The organism is Solimonas flava DSM 18980, from assembly GCF_000426685.1.
Classification (GTDB): domain Bacteria; phylum Pseudomonadota; class Gammaproteobacteria; order Nevskiales; family Nevskiaceae; genus Solimonas; species Solimonas flava.
The window spans coordinates 32,723-50,544 of record NZ_AUFV01000012.1 but is presented as its reverse complement, the minus strand read 5'-3'; the positions used below and the strand labels follow the sequence as shown (position 1 = coordinate 50,544).

16 protein-coding genes are annotated in these 17,822 nt (G+C 72.6%); 12 read left to right on the top strand and 4 right to left on the bottom strand.

Annotation, left to right across the window (positions count from 1 at the left end; all coding sequences use genetic code 11):
- Positions 1–193 precede the first annotated feature (193 nt).
- Positions 194–1,093 carry a DMT family transporter gene (locus tag K343_RS0113555; RefSeq protein WP_028008548.1) on the top strand — a complete coding sequence of 300 codons (900 nt, stop codon included), beginning with the start codon at positions 194–196 and terminating at the stop codon, positions 1,091–1,093.
- Here K343_RS0113555 and K343_RS0113550 read toward each other — a convergent pair.
- Both K343_RS0113550 and K343_RS0113545 read right to left on the bottom strand, forming a co-directional pair.
- On the bottom strand, positions 1,090–1,851 hold the full coding sequence (locus K343_RS0113550) for a class II aldolase/adducin family protein (protein ID WP_028008547.1): 762 nt from the start codon (positions 1,849–1,851) through the stop codon (positions 1,090–1,092). The two genes, K343_RS0113555 and K343_RS0113550, sit on opposite strands and share 4 nt — an antisense overlap.
- 103 nt (positions 1,852–1,954) lie before the next feature.
- Positions 1,955–3,001: an MBL fold metallo-hydrolase gene (locus tag K343_RS0113545; protein ID WP_084615889.1), complete on the bottom strand. Its 1,047-nt coding sequence runs from the start codon at positions 2,999–3,001 to the stop codon at positions 1,955–1,957.
- 143 nt (positions 3,002–3,144) lie between these two features.
- Here K343_RS0113545 and K343_RS0113540 point away from each other — a divergent pair, with 143 nt between their 5' ends.
- From K343_RS0113540 to K343_RS0113485, 11 genes are all read left to right on the top strand, one after another.
- A complete protein-coding gene (locus K343_RS0113540; RefSeq protein ID WP_028008545.1) occupies positions 3,145–3,741 on the top strand; it encodes a Maf family protein in 597 nt (198 codons plus the stop codon).
- On the top strand, positions 3,738–5,195 hold the full coding sequence (gene rng, locus K343_RS0113535; protein ID WP_028008544.1) for a ribonuclease G: 1,458 nt from the start codon (positions 3,738–3,740) through the stop codon (positions 5,193–5,195). The genes K343_RS0113540 and rng overlap by 4 nt, the downstream gene beginning before the upstream one ends.
- Positions 5,196–5,332: 137 nt before the next feature.
- Positions 5,333–9,283, top strand: a complete 3,951-nt coding sequence (locus tag K343_RS0113530; protein ID WP_028008543.1) for a YhdP family protein — start codon at positions 5,333–5,335, stop codon at positions 9,281–9,283.
- Positions 9,280–10,128, top strand: coding sequence for a carbon-nitrogen hydrolase family protein (locus tag K343_RS0113525; protein ID WP_028008542.1), 849 nt, complete (start codon positions 9,280–9,282; stop codon positions 10,126–10,128). The genes K343_RS0113530 and K343_RS0113525 overlap by 4 nt, the downstream gene beginning before the upstream one ends.
- A gap of 139 nt (positions 10,129–10,267) precedes the next feature.
- Entirely contained in the window at positions 10,268–11,713 is a 1,446-nt protein-coding gene (tldD, locus tag K343_RS0113520) for a metalloprotease TldD (RefSeq protein WP_028008541.1), read from the top strand.
- Positions 11,710–12,168 carry a GNAT family N-acetyltransferase gene (locus K343_RS0113515; RefSeq protein WP_028008540.1) on the top strand — a complete coding sequence of 153 codons (459 nt, stop codon included), beginning with the start codon at positions 11,710–11,712 and terminating at the stop codon, positions 12,166–12,168. The genes tldD and K343_RS0113515 overlap by 4 nt, the downstream gene beginning before the upstream one ends.
- A gap of 65 nt (positions 12,169–12,233) precedes the next feature.
- Positions 12,234–12,584 (top strand): TfoX/Sxy family protein, encoded by a 351-nt coding sequence (locus tag K343_RS23500; protein WP_051278390.1) that lies wholly within the window; start codon positions 12,234–12,236, stop codon positions 12,582–12,584.
- A complete protein-coding gene (gene rsmD / locus K343_RS0113500) occupies positions 12,584–13,150 on the top strand; it encodes a 16S rRNA (guanine(966)-N(2))-methyltransferase RsmD (protein WP_028008538.1) in 567 nt (188 codons plus the stop codon). The genes K343_RS23500 and rsmD overlap by 1 nt, the downstream gene beginning before the upstream one ends.
- Before the next feature lie 61 nt (positions 13,151–13,211).
- Entirely contained in the window at positions 13,212–13,721 is a 510-nt protein-coding gene (gene coaD, locus K343_RS0113495) for a pantetheine-phosphate adenylyltransferase (RefSeq protein WP_028008537.1), read from the top strand.
- A 49-nt stretch (positions 13,722–13,770) separates the two neighbouring features.
- Positions 13,771–14,019: a YfhL family 4Fe-4S dicluster ferredoxin gene (locus K343_RS0113490; protein WP_028008536.1), complete on the top strand. Its 249-nt coding sequence runs from the start codon at positions 13,771–13,773 to the stop codon at positions 14,017–14,019.
- A gap of 88 nt (positions 14,020–14,107) precedes the next feature.
- Positions 14,108–15,733 (top strand): gamma-glutamyltransferase, encoded by a 1,626-nt coding sequence (locus K343_RS0113485; RefSeq protein WP_028008535.1) that lies wholly within the window; start codon positions 14,108–14,110, stop codon positions 15,731–15,733.
- Positions 15,734–15,759: 26 nt separating this feature from the next.
- Here K343_RS0113485 and K343_RS22110 read toward each other — a convergent pair whose 3' ends face one another.
- Positions 15,760–16,755 (bottom strand): hypothetical protein, encoded by a 996-nt coding sequence (locus K343_RS22110; RefSeq protein ID WP_051278386.1) that lies wholly within the window; start codon positions 16,753–16,755, stop codon positions 15,760–15,762.
- A 147-nt stretch (positions 16,756–16,902) separates the two neighbouring features.
- A complete protein-coding gene (locus K343_RS0113475) occupies positions 16,903–17,688 on the bottom strand; it encodes an exodeoxyribonuclease III (protein WP_028008534.1) in 786 nt (261 codons plus the stop codon).
- Positions 17,689–17,822 lie beyond the last annotated feature (134 nt).

Genomic DNA, 17,822 nt, shown 5'->3' with positions numbered 1-17,822 from the left:
CGCGCGCCTTGGAGCCTGATGTCGGGGCAGTGCGGCGGTGCCGTCCGACGGCCGGATGGGGCTGCGTGCGCCGATGCCCGTCCGGCGCCGCTGCGAGCGGTACTGTCCGTTTCATCCTGTGTGCGGATTTTCGTGGCGATCTGTACTCGCGCTGTGGCTGTCGCGGCCGTGTCGCGCCGAACACAATGCGGCGATGTCTTCCCTCGCTTCCAGCGCCTGGCGCAACGGTCTGATCGGCGTGTTGATCTTCAGCGGCTCGCTGCCGGCGACGCGCGTCGCGGTGGCGGCGCTCGATCCATGGTTCGTGACCTGGGCTCGGGCCGCGATCGCCGGCCTGCTCGCCGGCGGCTTGCTGCTCGTGCTGCGGCAGCCGTGGCCGCGGCGCGACGAGTTGCCGGCGCTGGCGCTGGTGATGCTCGGCGTCGTCGTCGGCTTTCCGCTGTTCAGTGCGTTGGCGCTGCAGCGCGTCAGCTCGGCGCATGCGCTGGTCTTCGTCGGCCTGCTGCCGCTGGCGACGGCGGGCTTCGCCGTGCTGCGCGGCGGCGAGCGGCCGCGGCCGGCGTTCTGGCTGTTCGCGCTGCTCGGCAGCGCGCTGGTGCTCGGCTACGCGCTGCGGCGCGAGACGGCCGCGACGGGTTTCGGCGTCGGCGACGCCTGGATGCTGGCGGCGATCGCGGTCTGCGGATTCGGCTACGCCGAAGGCGCGCGGCTGTCGCGCCGGCTCGGCGGCTGGCAGACGATCTGCTGGGCCTTGCTGCTGGCACTGCCGCTGATGCTGCCGCTCGCCTGGCGGACGCGACCGGCCACGCCGCCGCCGGCCGCCGCGGCGTGGGCGGCACTGGCCTACGTCTCGCTGTTCAGCATGCTGCTCGGCTTCGTGTTCTGGTACCGCGGCCTCGCCCAGGGCGGCATCGCCGCGGTCGGCCAGCTGCAGCTGCTGCAGCCGCTGTTCGGGCTGCTGCTCGCCGGCCTGCTGCTCGGCGAGACGGTCGAGCCGGCGATGATCGGCGTGGCCGTCGCCGTCGCGCTGTGTGTGGCCGCGGCGCGCCGCCACGGCGCGCGGCCCGCGCCGGCGGCAGCGGTCGAAACCTAATCGCGGAACGAGGGATCGAGGCGATCGAGCCGGCGCAGCAGGCCCGGCCAGGCGAGCGCGCCGCCGAGGCCCTTGGTCACCGCCGCGGCGGCAGCCTGCACGCCGGCGATGATCTGCGGATGGACGTTGACCAGCTCGCCGCCGCCGGCCAGCGCGCGGACCTGGATCATGCAGGCGGCCTCGAACACGTACATCGCCAGGAACGCGTCGGCCGGCGTCGCGCCGACCGTCAGCAGGCCGTGGTTGCGCAGCATCAGGAAGATCCTGTCGCCGAAGTCGGCGACCAGGCGCGGCTTCTCGTCGTCGCGCAGGGCGATGCCTTCGTAGTCGTGATAGGCGAGCGAGGCGAGCACGATCGTCGCCTGCTGCGAAATCGGCAGCACGCCGTTCTTCTGCGCCGAGACGGCGACGCCGTTCAGCGAATGCGCGTGCATGACGCAGTGCGCGTCCGGCCGCGCGGCGTGGATCGCGCTGTGAATCGTGAAGCCGGCCGGATTGACCGGATGCGGCGAGTCCATGACCTTGCGCCCGGCGAGGTCGATCTTGACCAGGCTCGACGCGGTGATCTCGTCGAACAGCCAGCCGTAGGGATTGATCAGGAAGTGGCCCTCCTCGCCCGGCACGCGCGCCGAGATGTGCGTGAAGACCAGATCGTCCCAGCCGAAGTGCGCGACGAGGCGATACGCGGCGGCGAGATCGACGCGCGCCTGCCATTCGGCTTCGGAAACCTGGGCGCGGACGGAGACGGAATTCGACATGGGGTTCTCCTCTGATGGGTTGTCGGATGTTCTGGTGGCGCCGGCACCGGCGACGGGCTGCCGGCGACGGTAGCGCAAGCGGGCTGCGCTGCCTTGAGCGCGATCATGGCGCCGCTGGCAGCGAAAAGTGTTCGCCCTGCCGCGGCAGGTGGAAGCGCACGCCGAGCGCCGGCGCGGCGGCCAGCTGCGCGGCGATCAGCGCGCGCGGATCGGCGCCGGCCTGCAGGCTCGGCTTGATGTGGGTGACGACGACGTCGAGTCCGCGTAGTGCGCCGTCGCCGCCGGCTTCGCGTTCGAAGCGCTTGAGTTCCGCCAGCAGCCACTGCGGTTTCAGATGGCCGAACAGGTGCGTGTCCTCGACCGCGTCCGGATACGAGCACTCGATGATCAGGCCCTTGAGCGCGCCGCGGCGCTGCAGCGGGCCGAGCACCTGCCAGACGCGCGCCAGCCGCGTGCTGCGCTGTACCTCGTCGGCACCGGTGTCGCCGAAGTAGGCGAGGTAGGCGTCGCCGTGCTGCACGAGGATCATCGACGACTCGAGGCGATCGTGCGCGAGCGGGTAGAGGCGCGCGCGCAGCGCGGTGCCGTCGATCGCGAAGGCCTGTTCCGGCGGCTGCGCCCGCAGCGGGTACTGGCCGAGCGCCGGCGCCGCGCCGCGATCGGCGAAGTTCGGCCACGCGGCCCAGTTGAAGTAGTCGTCGCTGAGCGTCTGCAGCGTCGAGGCCAGGCCGTAGACCGGTTTGCGCGCGTCGTCGGTGGACGCGATCAGCAGGCCGGCGAGATGGTCGAGATGTGCGTGGCTGATGAAGTAGCCGGCGATGGCCTGGCGCAGCACGGCGCCGGCCGGCGTCAGCGCGCCGTCGGGCGCGCGGTCGGCGAACGCGCCGGCGCGCAGCGCGGCCTCGATGCCGGGCAGCAGCGTGCCGGCGTCGAGCGCCAGATAGTGCGCGTCGCCCGGTGCGCGCAGCAGCCAGGCATTGAGCTGGCCTTCGTGCAGCCCGCCTTCGCTGCCGAGCGCGACCAGCTCGAAGTCGGCGGCGGCGGCGGCGGCGGCGGCGGCGGCCGCGGGCCGGGCGATGCCGGCGAGCAGCAGGACGGCGAACGCGGCGCACAGACGTGCGGCCAGGCGGAGCGGGGAGCGGGCGGACATGGGCGCAGCGTAGAGCAGCGCTGGCCGTCGCGGCCAGCGCCGCTCGCGCCGGGCCGCCGATCTCGTCCGGGTGGCGCTGTGGCCGGCTGCCGAGTTCGGCTACGCTGGCCGCATCCCGTCCTTGTTTCCGGAGTCCACGCGTCGTGTCCGCGCCTCAGCTGCTGCTCGCCTCGCAATCGCCGCGCCGCGCCGAACTGCTGCGCCAGATCGGCCTGCGCTTCGTCGTCGCGCCGGCCGACGTCGCCGAGGGCGCGCGCGCCGGCGAGACGGCGGCGGACTACGCGCGGCGCATCGCGCTGGAGAAGGCGCGCGCCGGCTGGCAGGCTTCGGATCGCCGCCTGCCCGCGCTCGGCGCCGATACCGACGTGGTGCTCGACGGCCGCATCCTCGGCAAGCCGCGCGGGCGCGACGAGGCGCTGGCGATGCTCGCCGCGCTGGCGGATCGCGTGCACGAGGTCTACTCGGCGGTCGCGCTGGTTGACGGCACGCGCGAGGCGCTCGCGCTGTCGGTGACGCAGGTCGCGTTCGGGCCGATCGCGGCGGCACAGGCCGAGGCCTACTGGGCCAGCGGCGAGCCCGCCGACAAGGCCGGCGCCTACGGCATCCAGGGTCTCGGCGCGCTGTTCGTGCGCGAGATCCGCGGCTCGTACAGCGGCGTCGTCGGCCTGCCGCTCTACGAGACGGCCGCGCTTCTGGAACAATTCGCTATCCGACCTTTGTCCTTTCCCGCCCATCCATGAGTACCGAGATCCTGGTCAACATCGGGCCGCAGGAGACGCGCGTCGCGCTCGTCGAAGGCGGCACCGCGCAGGAGATCCACGTGCAGCGCGCGTCGCGGCACGGCCTGACCGGCAACATCTACAAGGGCGTCGTGCAGCGCGTGCTGCCGGGCATGCAGGCCGCGTTCGTCGAGATCGGCCTGGCGCGCACCGCGTTCCTGCACGTCAACGACATGATCGCCACGCCGCCGCCCGGCGAGCCGCTGCCGCTGATCACGCAACTGCTGCACGAAGGCCAGAAGGTGCTGGTGCAGATCGTCAAGGATCCGATCGGCAGCAAGGGCGCGCGCCTGACGAGCCTGCTGTCGATTCCGTCGCGCTATCTCGTGCTGCTGCCGTTCGAGCCGCACGTCGGCGTTTCGGCGCGGCTCGAAGGCGAGGCCGAGCGCGCGCGCCTGAAGGGCATCCTCGACGAACTGCAGCAGCGCCTGGCGCCGAACTTCGGCGTGATCGCCCGGACCGCCGCCGACGGCGTCGACGCCGCCGCGCTGGAGGCCGACCTCGGCTTTCTGCTGCGGCTGTGGGCGGCGGTGCGCGAGCAGGCCGAGACCGCGCCGCCCGGCACGCTGGTGCACGGCGACCTGCCGCTGTCGATGCGCATCCTGCGCGATCTGCTCGGCACCACCGTCGAGCGCGTGCGCATCGACTCGGCGGCCGAGTGCGAGGCGCTGCGCGAGTTCGCGCAGACTTTCATCCCGCAGGCGGCGCCGCTGGTCGAGCTGTACCGCGGTTCGGCGCCGATCTTCGATCTGTTCGGCGTCGAGGACGACATCAGCCGCGCGCTGGAGCGCAAGGTCGAGCTCAAATCCGGCGGCCATCTGGTCATCGACCAGACCGAGGCGATGACGACGATCGACGTCAATACCGGCGCCTACATCGGCCACCGCAACCTCGAGGAGACGGTGCTGAAGACCAACCTCGAGGCGGCGCAGGCGATCGCCCGCCAGCTGCGGCTGCGCAACCTCGGCGGCATCATCATCATCGACTTCATCGACATGAAGTCCGAGGACCATCGCGCCCAGGTGCTGCGCGTGCTGGAGCGGGCGCTGGCCGCCGACCACGCGCGCACCCAGGTCTATCCGTTCTCGGCACTCGGCCTGGTCGAGATGACGCGCAAGCGCACGCGCGAATCGCTCGGCCACATCCTTTGCGAGCCGTGCCCGGCCTGCGGCGGCCGCGGCACGATCAAGACCGTCGAGACGGTCTGCCACGAGATCGCCCGCGAGGTGCAGCGCGCCGCCCGCCAGTTCGAGGCCAAGGGCTTTCTGGTCCTGGCCGCCCCGCACGTCGTGCAGAAACTGGTCGAGGAACAGCCGTCCGGCCTCGCCGCGCTGGAAGCCGGCCTGAACCGGCCGATCCGCCTGCAGGCCGAGCACGGCTATACGCAGGAGACCTTCGACGTCGTGCCCCTCTAGTGGCGGCCGGCACCCTGGCGCGCGGCGCCTGCCAAGCGTGATCTGGCTCAGGTGGCGTTCAGCCGGCGCAGTGGCCCCGGCGGGCGCGGCACGCGACAATAGCGGCATCCCGCTGCACCCTCCCGTACCCTGAGAGCATGGAACGCGTCAAACGCCGCTGGTGGACCTGGGCGATCACGCTGCTGGCCGCCCTGGTCATCGTCGGCGCGGTCATCAGCGGCCTGTTCCAGCTCGCCGTGCTGGCGCTGCCCAGCTATCGCGCCGATCTGTCGGCGTGGATCACGCACGTCGCCAATCGTCCGGTGCAGATCGGCGGCATCAATCTCGGCTGGCGCGGCATCGAGCCGCGCCTCGATCTCGCCGACATCACGCTGTTCAGCGACGACGGCGACGAGAGCCTGACGCTGGATCGCCTGAGCCTCGGCTTCAGCGTGCCGCGCCTGGTCACCGGCAACCTGTTCCCGGACCGCCTGGAGATGTCCGGCCTGACGGTGGTGATCGAGGTCGACGAGGACGGCCGCTGGACGATCGCCGGCTTCACGTCCGGCGCCGCACAGCTGCCGCCGCAGAGCCGCGACAACTGGTCGCGCGATCTCGTGCGCTTCCGCCATGTGGTGCTGCAGAACTGCACGCTGGTCTTCAGCGGCCCGCGCTTCGGCGCGCTCGACAAGCAGGTGCGCGTCGCGCGCATGGAGATCGACCAGACCGATGCCGGCTTCGATGTCGACGGCCGCCTGCAGCTGCCGGTCACGCACGGCGACAGCGTCGAGCTGTCGGCCGAGATCGAAGGCGTGATCGCCGAGCCGGCGCGCTGGCGCGGCGACTTCGAGCTCGACCTCGCGCGCCTGCGCCCGCAGGGCTGGCTCGAGGGTCTGCTGCAGCCCGGCGTGCAGATCGGCGCCGAGAATCTCAACGCGACGATCGATGGCCATCTCGAGGACGGCCGCGTTGCGCACGCCGACCTCGCCGTCGATTCCGGGCCGCTGGTGGTCGCGCGCGGCGGCAAGTCGAGCGGCGCGCGCAAGGCGCGGCTGCGCGCCGCGGTGCGCAGCGAGGCGCGCGGCTGGATCGCCGACCTGCGCGAGCTGCGCTTCGACGATCAGCGCCTCGCGCACGGCAGCCTGCGCTGGGCGCACGACGCGCAGGGCGACGAGCTCGACGTCGACGCCGACGAGCTGCAGCTCGGCCGCCTGATGCCGTGGACCAGCATCTGGCGCGATACGCCGCCGGCGGTCGCGCAGGCCGCGCGGCTGTCGGGCACCTTGCGCAATCTGGTGCTGCGCCTGCGTCGCGGCAGCGATGCGCCGCCGCGCTACTCGGCGACCGCGCGGCTCGACGGTCTGGCGCTGGCGCCGGACGCGCACGTCGGCTTCTCGGGGCTGTCCGGCGACCTGTCGGCGAACGAGAACGGCGGCCAGCTGCGTCTCGGCCGCGTGCCGCTCGATCTGCTGCTGCCGTCGACGCTGACCGAGCCGCTGCGCTTCGAGTCGCTTGACGCGCAGCTGCAGTGGGCGCGCGCCGCCGACGGCTGGAAGCTCGGCGCGCCGGCGTTCGCCTGGCAGCTCGCCGGCAGCGAGGGCAGCGGCCGCTTCGAGCTGCAGCTGCCGCAGGCCGGCGGTTCGCCGCTGCTCGACCTGCAGGCACGCTTCAGCGCACCGGACGTCAACCGTCTCAAGCCGTACATGCCGACGCACTGGTCGCAGCATCTGCGCGACTGGCTGCGCGACAGCCTGCTGCGCGGCCGCGCGACGCGCGGCGATCTGCTGATCCGCGGTCCGCTCGCCGACTTTCCGTACGCCTCGCATCCGACCGGGGTCTGGAAGCTCAACCTCGACACCGCCGGCGTCGACCTCAAGTTCGCGCCGGACTGGCCGCAGCTCGACGACGTCGCCGCGCGCCTGACGTTCACCGGCGCCGGCCTGGCGATCAACGCGATCTCGGCGAAACTCAACGGCAACAAGATCGACCGCGCCGTCGCCCGCTTCGACGACTTCGCCACGTCGCTGCTGACCGTCGACGCCGCGACCAGCGGCGAGATCGCGCGCTTCTACGATTTCCTGCGCGCTTCGCCGCTGCACGCACGGCTGTCGGGTCTGCTCGACCAGACGCGCGCGGCCGGCAATGCCAGCGTCGCAGTCAAGCTCGACCTGCCGCTGCACGACATCAAATCGACCCGCGTCAGCGGCAGCGTCGCGCTCGACAACGTGCAGATGTTCTACACCAAGCTCGACCAGCCGATCAGCGGCATTCGCGGCACGGTGCAGTTCGACGACCACGGCGTCAGCGGTGAAGGGCTGGCCGGCCGCTTCGAGGATCTGCCGTTGGCCGTGCGCATCGTGCCGCGCGCCGGCACGCACGGCGTGGTGATGGCCGATTTCCCGTTCGCACCGAACGACGACGGCATCGGCGCCAGCCAGTTCATCCCGGCGCTGATCCGTGGCGGGCTGCACGGCCAGAGCGCCTGGCACGCCGAACTGCCGATCCAGGAGCACGACACCGCGCTGCTGCTGAGCAGCGATCTGCGCGGCACCGAGGTGACGCTGCCCGAACCGCTGGCCAAGCCGGCCGACGCGGCACTGCCGCTGAGCGTGCGCATCGGCGGCGACGCCGAGGCGCCGCTGCGCATCGGCATCGGTTACGGACAGCGCCTGGGCGGCGACCTGGCGTTCGGCGACGACGGCGGCCGCAGCCCGCACCTCGACGGCATGGCGCTGCGTTTCGGCGGCGCCGCGCCGAAGGCGGCCAAGGGCCGCTACGTCGTCGACGGGCGCGCCGGCACCGCCGATCTCGCCGCCTGGATCGCCCTGCTGGCCGGCGACAGTGCGCCGCCGCCGGCCGTCGCGGCGCCGCTCGCCGTGCCCGGCGCTGCCGCCGTCGCGGGCGCGACGCAGGCGCCGACGGGCGGCAGCGCGCGCGTCGATCTGATCGACCTCGATCTCGCCCACGTGCGCTGGCAGCACCAGCTCAGCGGGCCGACGCATCTGCGCTGGGTGCCGCTGCAGAACGGCTGGCGCGCCAACCTCAGCGGCGACGGCGCGCAGGGCGTCGTCGAGTACGCCGGACCGGCGCCGGGCCGGCTGATCGCGCGGCTGGAGCATCTGGCGCTGACGCCGCAGACGCCGCCGGCCGAAGCCGAGGCGGAGAAGGCGGCCGAGAAAGCCGCCGAAAAGACGGGCGTCGAAGGTATCGCGCCGGCGCCGGCAGACGCCGCCGCCGATGAGCCGCCGATCGAACCCGGCCGCTGGCCGGAGCTGGACGTGATCTGCGAGGACCTCAGCGGCGCCGGCGCCGACCTCGGCCGCTTCGAGCTGAAGACTGCGCGCATCGCCGGCGGCCAGCGCCTCGAGCGGCTCAAGGCCGGCGGCGGCATCGTCACGCTCGACGCCGCCGGGCAGTGGACGCGCAGCGGCGGACGCTCCGCCGCCGAGCTGCGCTCGAAGATGACGTCGAGCGATGTCGAGGCGGTGCTCAAGGCCTTCGATCTGGAGCCGAACTTCAGCGCGCGCAGCACGCGCATCGACGGCGATCTGAAGTGGACGCCGTCGCCGACCGGGCTGGCCTGGCAGGCCGCCGCCGGCCGCGTCGAGCTGGAGGCGGAGAGCGGCCAGGTGCGCGCGGTCAAGCCGGGTGCCAGCCGCGTGCTCGGCCTGCTGAATTTCTATGCGCTGCCGCGACGCCTGACGCTGAATTTCAGCGATGTCACCGAGGACGCGCTCGCCTTCGATCGCGTCGACGGCCACTTCGATCTCGGCAACGGCGCGGCAGTGACCGACGATCTGACCGTGCGCGGCCCGTCGCTGCGCATGGACCTGCACGGCCGCATCGGCCTGGCGGCGCGCGACTACGACCAGCGCGTCACCGTCTATCCGGCCGGCATTTCGTCCGGCGTCACGCTCGGCGCCGCGCTGCTCGGCGGTCCCGCGCTCGGTGCGATCGTGCTGCTGGCGCAGCAGGTGCTCGACAAGCCGCTCGATCAGGTCACGCAGCTCAGCTATCACGTGACCGGCAGCTGGGACAACCCGAAGGTGGAGAAGCTTGATGCGCGCACGCTGCGCGCCACCGAGCAGAAGGGAGCGAAGAAGAAATGAGCGAAACGGTCCCGGCCGCGCGCTTCGCGGCGATCCAGATGAACAGCGGCGACGACGTCGCCGCCAACCTCGACGCCGCCGCGCAGCTGCTGCGCGAGGCCGCGCACGCCGGCGCGCGCGTTGCGGTGCTGCCGGAGAACTTCGCGTTCATGGGCCGGCGCGATCGCGACAAGCTCGCGCACGCCGAGGCCGACGGCCACGGGCCGATCCAGGACCGCCTCGCGGCGCTGGCGCGCGAACTGGACCTGTGGATCATCGCCGGCACGCTGCCGATCCGCGTCGACGGCGAGGAGCGTGTGTACGCGGCCTGCTGCGTCTACGACAGCGACGGCGCGCGCGTCGCGCGCTACGACAAGATCCATCTCTACGACATCGACGTGCCGGGCGGCGGCGGCGAGCGCTATCGCGAATCCGCGAGCATCGCGCCGGGCCGGCTGCATCCGGTCGTCGTCGACACGCCGGCCGGCCGCGTCGGCCTGTCGGTCTGCTACGACCTGCGCTTTCCGGAGCTGTACCGCGCGCTGGTCGAGGCCGGCGCCGAGATCCTGGTCGTGCCGGCCGCGTTCACCGTCAAGACCGGCGAGGCGCACTGGGCGCTGCTGCTGCGCGCGCGCGCCGTCGAGAACCTCTGCTACGTGGTCGCGCCGGGCCAGTGCGGTACGCATCCGAGCGGGCGCGGCACCTACGGCCACAGCCTGATCGTCGAGCCCTGGGGTCGCGTCGTTTCGATGCGCGAGGCCGGCACGCCGGGCGTGGTCACGGCGACGCGCGACGCCGGGCGCCAGGCCGAGCTGCGCCGCGACTTCCCGGCGCTGGCGCACCGGCGCCTGCCGACGCGCTTCTGAAGGCGCCGCAAGAGCGCTTGCAAACGCGCGCTTCGCCCGCATTCAGAGGGGAACGCCGCCGGTCGGCGGCACCCGTTTCCGCGCTATGCTGCGGCGCCTTCCGTCGCCGCAGCGGCGGACCGACTTCCAGCGGACCGACATGACCGACAGCCTCGAACTCGCGCAAGCCACGCTCCTCGAACCCGCGGAGCTCGATCAGGATCGCGTCGCCGACGTGCTCGGCCGGCTGATGCGGCCCGGCGTCGACAGCGCCGATCTCTACTTCCAGCACGCCGTCACCGAGACCTGGTCGCTGGAGGACAGCCTGATCAAGTCCGGCGCGCACCACGTCGAGCACGGCGTCGGCGTACGCGCGGTGGCCGGCGACAAGCAGGGCCTCGCGTATTCCGACGATCTGCGCCTCGCCGCGCTCGCCGACGCCGCCGGCACCGCCGGCGCGATCGTGCGCGCCGGCCAGATCGGCGCGGTGCAGGCTTTCGCGCCGCGCGCGGTCAAGCCGCTGTACGCGCCGGTCGATCCGCTCGCCAGCTGGCCGACCGACAAGAAGCTCGAACTGCTGCGCCGCGCCGACGCCGCCGCGCGCGCCGCCGATCCGCGCGTGATCCAGGTGATGTGCTCGCTCGCCGGCAGTTTCGAGACCGTGCTGATCGCCGCCAGCGACGGCACCTGGAGCGCCGACGTACGCCCGCTGGTGCGCATGGACGTGTCGGTCATCATCGAGCACCAGGGCCGTCGCGAGACCGCGCATGCCGGCGGCGGCGGTCGCGCGCGCTACGCCGAGGTCTTCGACGGCGACATGCCGGAGCGCTACGCGCGCGAGGCGGTGCGCCAGGCGCTGATGCTGCTCGAGGCGGTGCCGGCGCCGGCCGGCACGCTGCCGGTCGTGCTCGGCCCGGGCTGGCCCGGCGTGCTGCTGCACGAGGCGGTCGGCCACGGCCTCGAAGGCGACTTCAACCGCAAGGGCACCTCGGCGTTCTCCGGCCGCATCGGCGAGCGCGTCATTTCCGAGCTGTGCACGATCGTCGACGACGGCACCCTGCTCAACCGCCGCGGCTCGCTGTCCGTCGACGACGAAGGCACGCCGACGCAGTGCACGACGCTGATCGAGAACGGCGTGCTGAAGAACTACATCCAGGACAAGCTCAACGCGCGCCTGATGAAGATGGCGCCGACCGGCAACGGCCGCCGCGAGTCGTACGCGCAGCTGCCGATGCCGCGCATGACCAATACCTACATGCTGCCCGGCAAGAGCGAGCCGGGCGACATCATCGCCTCGGTCGAGAAGGGCCTGTACGCGGTCAACTTCGGCGGCGGTCAGGTCGACATCACCTCCGGCAACTTCGTGTTCTCGGCGAGCGAGGCCTACCTGATCGAGAACGGCCGCATCACGCGGCCGGTGAAGGGCGCGACGCTGATCGGCAACGGCCCGGAAGCGCTGTCGCGCGTGTCGATGGTCGGCAACGATCTGAAGCTCGATACCGGCGTCGGCGTCTGCGGCAAGGACGGCCAGAGCGTGCCGGTCGGCGTCGGCCAGCCGACGCTCAAGCTCGACGCCATCACCGTCGGCGGCACGCAGACGGCGTGAGTGCGGTACTGCGCGTTTCGAACGATCGCGACGCCCTCGACGTCGAGCTGATTCACGATTTCCTGACGCGGCAGTCGAGCTGGGCGCGCGGCATTGCGCGCGCGACCGTCGAGACCTCGCTGCGCCACTCGCTGTGCTTCGGCGGCTATCTCGACGAGGCCGGCGGGGCGCGGCAGGTGGCGTTTGCGCGCGTGATCTCGGACTACGCGACCTTCGCCAATCTGGTCGATGTGTTCGTGCTGCCGGCGTATCGCGGCCGCGGCTACAGCAAGGCGCTGCTGCGCGCGATCGACGCGCATCCGCAGCTGCAGGGCCTGCGCCGCTTCACGCTGGCCACGGCCGACGCGCACGGGCTCTACGCGCAGTTCGGCTTCACGGCGCCGCTCAAGCCGCAGACACTGATGGAGCGCTACGTGCCGGACCTTTATCGCCGGCCGCCGGCCGCAGCCGAGTGAGGCGGTGCGGAGCGCCGGCGCAGCGCCGGGTTGACGACGGCGCCGGGCGCATTAAAGTCGGCGCCATGCCCAAGCAAGCCGCCACGCTGCACAACGAAGCCTGTGCCCAGGCGCTGTTCGCGCGCGTCGACGGCGGCGTCGGCGCCTGGCGTGAGCGGCGCCTGTTCGGCGGCGTCTGCCTCGACGGGCCGCACGGCCTGTTCTGCATCGTCTTCGGCGGCCGCCTGTACCTGCGCGTCGACGACGTCACGCGCGCGCGCCACGAGCGCGCCGGCATGACGGCGTTCCGGCCCTACGGCGGCCGCGCGATGCGCGGCTACTACGAAGTGCCGGACGAGGTGCTCGCCGACGGCGTGCAGCTGCGGCAGTGGATGCAGGCTTCGGCCGAGCTGCCGCGCGGCGCGGAGAGCGTCTGATGCCGCGTGCGGAAGGGCGGCTGCGCGTGATCGGCGGACAGTGGCGCTCGCGCGTCGTCGAGTTCGACCCGGCGAGCGGCGTGCGGCCAACGCCGGATCGCGTGCGCCAGACGCTGTTCGACTGGCTGGCGCCGCGCATCGACGGCGCGCGCTGCCTCGACCTGTTCGCCGGCAGCGGCGCGCTCGGCATCGAGGCGCTGTCGCGCGGCGCGGCCTCGTGCTGCTTCGTCGAGCAGGGCCGCAAGCAGGCCGGCGCGATCCGCACCGCGCTGCTGCTGCTGAAGGCGCAGCACGCCGAAGTCGCCGAACTCGATGCCGAGTTCTACCTGGCGCAGACCTGGCACCGCTTCGATCTCGTCTTTCTCGATCCGCCGTACGGCAAGGGCCTGCTCGAGCGCGTGCTGCCGGAGCTGCCGAAGGCGCTCGCGCCGCACAATCGCATTTATCTCGAATGGCCGGCCGGCGCGACGCTGCAACTGCCGCCGGGTTTCGAGCTGCTGCGGGAGAAGAAGGCCGGTCAGGTATGCTTCGGCCTCGCGACCTATCACCACCCGGCCGAAAAATAGCAGTCCCGCGGGGGCGCGCGCCGCGCGCAGTTCGGCTGCAGAACACGAAGAATGGGGCAACATGGCGGACATCATCGCGGCGTACAGCGGCACCTTCGACCCGGTCACCTACGGCCACTACGACATCATCAAGCGCGCCGCGAAGATGTTTCCGAAGCTGATCGTCGCGGTCGGCAGCAACATCGCCAAGAATCCGAAGTTCACGCTCGAAGAACGCATCGCGCTGATCCGCAAGGTGTCGCGCAATCTGAAGAACGTCGAGGTCCAGGGCTTCTCGGGCCTGGTCGTCGATTTCGCGCGCGAGCACGGCGTGACGGTGCTGGTGCGCGGCGTGCGCACGACGGCCGACTTCGACTACGAGAAGCAGATGGCGGTGATGAACCGCGATCTGTATCCGCAGCTCGACACGGTGTTCTTCAATCCGTCGCCGCAGTACGCGCACCTGTCGTCGTCGCTGGTGCGCGAGCTGGCCGGCCTTGGCGCGCCGGTCGAGAAGCTGGTGCCGGAGGCTGTCATGCCGATCCTCATGGAGCGTTTCGGGCGCAAGCCGCCGAACGCGAAGAAGGGCTGAAGGCCGCGCCGCGGTCCGGCGCCCGCGAGCGCCGCGCTACAATGGCGGCATGGCTCTGAAGATCACGCACGACTGCATCAACTGCGACGTCTGCGAGCCGGTCTGCCCCAATCACGCCATCTCGCAGGGCATCGAGATCTACGAGATCGATCCCGAGCTGTGCACCGAGTGCGTCGGCCATTTCGACAAGCCGCAGTGCCAGACGGTCTGCCCGGTCGCCTGCATCCCGCTCGATCCGGACCATGCCGAGACGCCGGAGCAGCTGCTGGCGAAGTACAAGCGGCTGACCACGCTCTAGGTCCCGAACGCCCCGGCCGCTCTCCAGGCATGCTCCCGTTCCCGCCGCGCGCCGCCGCGCCATCCGTCTCTCGCGTCGACCCGCCGAGATGAAGAACCGACTACGTCCATTGCTCGCCGCGTGCGCGCTGTGCGCCGTTGCGGCGCAGGCCGCCGCGCCGCCGACGCCGCCCGGCTATGCCTGCGCGACCCCGCATCCGCTGGCGACGCAGGTCTGCCTCGACCAGCTGGCCGACGGCGGCAATGCCGTCGACGCTGCGGTCGCCGCCGGCGCCATGCTGGCCGTCGTGCGCCCGGACACTTCCGGGCTCGGTGGCGGCGGCTTCTGGCTGCTGCACCGTGCCGCCGACGATCTCGATGTGCTCATCGACGGCCGCGAGGCCGCGCCCGGCGCGACGCCGCCGGCCGCGGCGCGCAGCCGCGCGGCGGCGATTCCCGGCGCGCCGGCTGCGCTCGACCGGCTGGCCCGGCGCTACGCCAGCCGGCCGCTGGCGACGCTGCTGGCGCCGGCCATCCGCCAGGCGCGCGACGGCGTCGCCGTCGATGCGGCGCTGGCGCGCGCGATCGTCGCGCAGGCGCCGCAGCTGTCGTGGGCGGCGCGCAAGCTGCTGGTGCCGGACGGCCGACCACTGGCGGCCGGCGCCGTGCTGCGCCAGCCGGATCTGGCGGCGACGCTGGAGCAGCTCGCGCAGCGCGGCCGCGACGGCTTCTACGAAGGCCCGGTCGCCGCGCAGCTGCTGAAGGCCGTGCAGGCGACTGGCGGCGTCTGGAGTGCCGAAGACCTCGGCCGCTACGCGGTCGCCGAGCGCGAGCCGCTGGTGTTCGACTACCAGGGCTATCGCGTGACCACGGCGCCGCCGCCTTCGTCCGGCGGCGTCGCGCTGGCGCAGCTGCTCGGCCAGCTCGAAATCCTCGGCTGGCGCGACGACGGTTCGGTGGCGGCGCGGCATCTCTGGATCGAGAGCCAGCGCCGCGCCGGCGGCGCGGGCGCCCCCGACCTCGGCGATCCCGACCGGGTCCGCGTGCCGACCGCCGAGCGGCTGTCGCGCGCACAGCTGCGCGCGCTGGCCGGACGCATCGTCGCGGACCGCGCGACGCCGGCGGCGAGCGCTGCCGCCGCCGCGCAGCTTGCGCCGCCGGCCGGTGAATCGGCGGCGGTGCCGATCGCGGTGCTCGACGCGCAGGGCAACCGGGTGGCGGCGACGCTGTCGCTGGCGCGGCCGTTCGGTTCCGGCTTCGTGGCGCCGGGCACCGGCGTATTCCTCAACGCCGCGATGGACGATTTCTCGCCCGCCGCCGCCGGTCCGGCCAACGCGCCGGCGCCGCGCAAGCGGCCGCTGTCGCCGCTGGCGCCCGGCTTCGTCGAGGGGCCGCGCGGCCTGCTGGTGTTCGCCGCCGCGGGCGGGCCGCGCGGCGTCGCGACGAGCGGAGCGGCGATCAGCGCCTGGACGCGCGGCCTCGATCTGGCGGCGCTGGTCGCCGCGCCGCGCGTGGCGCTGGCCGGTGCGCCGCCGCGCGCGCAGTTCGAGAGCGGCGCGCTCGACGCCGCCACCCGCCAGGGGCTGAGCGCGCTCGGCCACCCCCTCGAAGCGGTGCCCGCCTACGGCGAGCTGCAGGTGCTCGGCTGGGACGTGGCGAGCGACACGCTCTCGGCCGCCGCCGATCCGCGCGGGAGCGGTCGCGGCGCCGCAGTGCGCACGCGCGCGGCACCGTAGCGCCGCTTCGCGCCGCCGCGCGGCGCCTACGCGGCGTGCGCCAGCGCCGGTGCCGGCCGCCGCGGCGCGGCCTCGGCGAGGATCTCGCGCAGGCGCTCGCGGTTGATCGCGACCGGGCGCAGGCGCAGTTCGTCGAGGCGGTCGTCGCGCACCAGCGCGGTAAGGCGCGAAAGATGCGCCGTGATCGCCGCGCTGTACGGATCGTGGCCGCCGAAATGCGCGGCGAGATAGCGATGCACGCCGCCGAAGTAGCCGTCGAGGCGCTCTTCCCAGAGCTGGTGGTTGAAGGCGCAGGTCTTCTCGAGCAGCTCGCGCCCCGTGCGGTAGATCGGCGCGGGGCGGCCCGGCCGCGGCTCGCCGGCGAGCCCGCAGATCGAGAACTCGCGAAACAGGAAGTCGCGGCATTTCTCGAGGTAACAGCGGTCGGCGGTCTGGGCGAGGATGTCGGCGCTGCCGAGCAGGAAACCGAGCCGGCGGTCCTTGGCATTGCGGACCTGGATTTCGTCGAGCGCGATCTCGTAGCCGGTGAAGTGCACGATCTGCCGCGCCTTGGCGACGTCCTCGCCGTAGCCGAGGCGCGGCAGCAGCTCGCCGAGGAACTCGCCGCTGCGGCGCACGTGCGTGAGCGTGAACTCGGCGCCGTTGCGGGCGCTGTCGCCGTGGCGGCGGATGTAGCCGGCGTCGTGGAACAGCGCGATCAGCAGGCCGAGCACGGCGCGGCGCGGTCCGAGCTGCTGTGCCGCGGTGACGCTGCGCTCGTGGCCGTCGATGAGGCGCGCCAGCGCCAGCGTGCAGTCGAGGCTGTGCTGGGCGTCGTGGTACCAGGTGTCGCAGCCGGCGTAGCCCGGCAGGGTGCCGGCGTAGAGCCGGCTGAAGGTCGCGAAGCCCTGGCGCAGCGGCTTGAGGTCGAGGCCCGGATAGCGTCTGCGCAGCAGCGTGCAGACGGCGGCGCAGACATCCTGCGGATGCGAGATCTGCACCGTGTCGGTGACGTCGTAGTGATTGCGCCGGTCTGCGGCCATCGATTCACTCCTTGCGTGAACCGCGTGAAAGCGCCCGATCTTAGGCACTCGCCGGCGCTGCTGAAAGGACCTCGGTCTCAGTCGCCGGCCGTGCCCGGGCGGCGGCTGACGGAGGGTTGCGCGGCGCCGCCGGACGGTACGGACGGCTCAGGCTTGCGGGCCCAGTTCGACGAGCAGCGGCGCGTGGTCGGACGGCCGTTCGAGGCGGCGCGGCGCCAGGTCGATGCGGGCGCCGCGGGCGCGCGCCGCGAGCGGCGACGACAGCAGCCAGTGGTCGATGCGCAGGCCCTGGTTGCGCGCGAAGGCGCCGGCCCGGTAGTCCCACCAGGTGAAGCCGCCGGGCGCCTGCGGGAACAGGCGGTAGACGTCGTGCAGGCCGAGCGCCTGCAGGCGCCGCAGGCCGGCGCGCTCGGGTTCCGAACAGAGGATTTCGCCTTCCCAGGTCTTCGGGTCGTGCGTGTCCTCCGGCGCCGGCGCGATGTTGTAGTCGCCGCCGACCGCGAGCAGCGGATAGCGGTCGAGCTCGGCGGCGAGGTAGTCGTGCAGCGCTTCCAGGAAGCGCAGCTTGTAGGCGTACTTCTCGCTGCCGAGTGCCTGGCCGTTGACGACGTAGACGCTGACGAAGCGGACGCCGCCGATCGTCGCCGCGATCACCCGCTTCTGCTCGTCGCCGAAGCCGTCCATGTCGCGCACCACGTCCTGCAGTTCGCTGCGCGCCAGCAGCGCGACGCCGTTATAGGTCTTCTGGCCGTTGCTGACCGCGCGATAGCCGGCCTCTGCCAGCGCCGCGTGCGGGAACGCCTCGTCGACCAGCTTGAGCTCCTGCAGCGCCACCACGTCGACCGGCCCGCTGCTTTCCTGCGCCTTCAGCCAGTCGAGCAGATGCGGCAGGCGGACGTTGAGCGAGTTGACGTTCCAGGTGGCGATTTTCATCGGGCGGCGTGGCGCGGGAAGGGCCGCCATTCTAGCCGCCCGCCGCCGGGGCGCCGGCGCGCGTCCCGGCGGCGCCGCGACCGGCTGCTACAGCGGCGCGCCCGGCGGGATCGCCGGCATCGCATCGGCCTTGT

Coding starts and splice junctions, on each gene's coding strand:
- K343_RS0113555 (WP_028008548.1), top strand. CDS start 194: ATGTCTTCCCTCGCTTCCAGCGCCTGGCGCAACGGTCTGATCGGCGTG.
- K343_RS0113550 (WP_028008547.1), bottom strand. CDS start 1,851: ATGTCGAATTCCGTCTCCGTCCGCGCCCAGGTTTCCGAAGCCGAATGG.
- K343_RS0113545 (WP_084615889.1), bottom strand. CDS start 3,001: ATGTCCGCCCGCTCCCCGCTCCGCCTGGCCGCACGTCTGTGCGCCGCG.
- rng (WP_028008544.1), top strand. CDS start 3,738: ATGAGTACCGAGATCCTGGTCAACATCGGGCCGCAGGAGACGCGCGTC.
- K343_RS0113530 (WP_028008543.1), top strand. CDS start 5,333: ATGGAACGCGTCAAACGCCGCTGGTGGACCTGGGCGATCACGCTGCTG.
- K343_RS0113525 (WP_028008542.1), top strand. CDS start 9,280: ATGAGCGAAACGGTCCCGGCCGCGCGCTTCGCGGCGATCCAGATGAAC.
- tldD (WP_028008541.1), top strand. CDS start 10,268: ATGACCGACAGCCTCGAACTCGCGCAAGCCACGCTCCTCGAACCCGCG.
- K343_RS23500 (WP_051278390.1), top strand. CDS start 12,234: ATGCCCAAGCAAGCCGCCACGCTGCACAACGAAGCCTGTGCCCAGGCG.
- rsmD (WP_028008538.1), top strand. CDS start 12,584: ATGCCGCGTGCGGAAGGGCGGCTGCGCGTGATCGGCGGACAGTGGCGC.
- coaD (WP_028008537.1), top strand. CDS start 13,212: ATGGCGGACATCATCGCGGCGTACAGCGGCACCTTCGACCCGGTCACC.
- K343_RS0113490 (WP_028008536.1), top strand. CDS start 13,771: ATGGCTCTGAAGATCACGCACGACTGCATCAACTGCGACGTCTGCGAG.
- K343_RS0113485 (WP_028008535.1), top strand. CDS start 14,108: ATGAAGAACCGACTACGTCCATTGCTCGCCGCGTGCGCGCTGTGCGCC.
- K343_RS22110 (WP_051278386.1), bottom strand. CDS start 16,755: ATGGCCGCAGACCGGCGCAATCACTACGACGTCACCGACACGGTGCAG.
- K343_RS0113475 (WP_028008534.1), bottom strand. CDS start 17,688: ATGAAAATCGCCACCTGGAACGTCAACTCGCTCAACGTCCGCCTGCCG.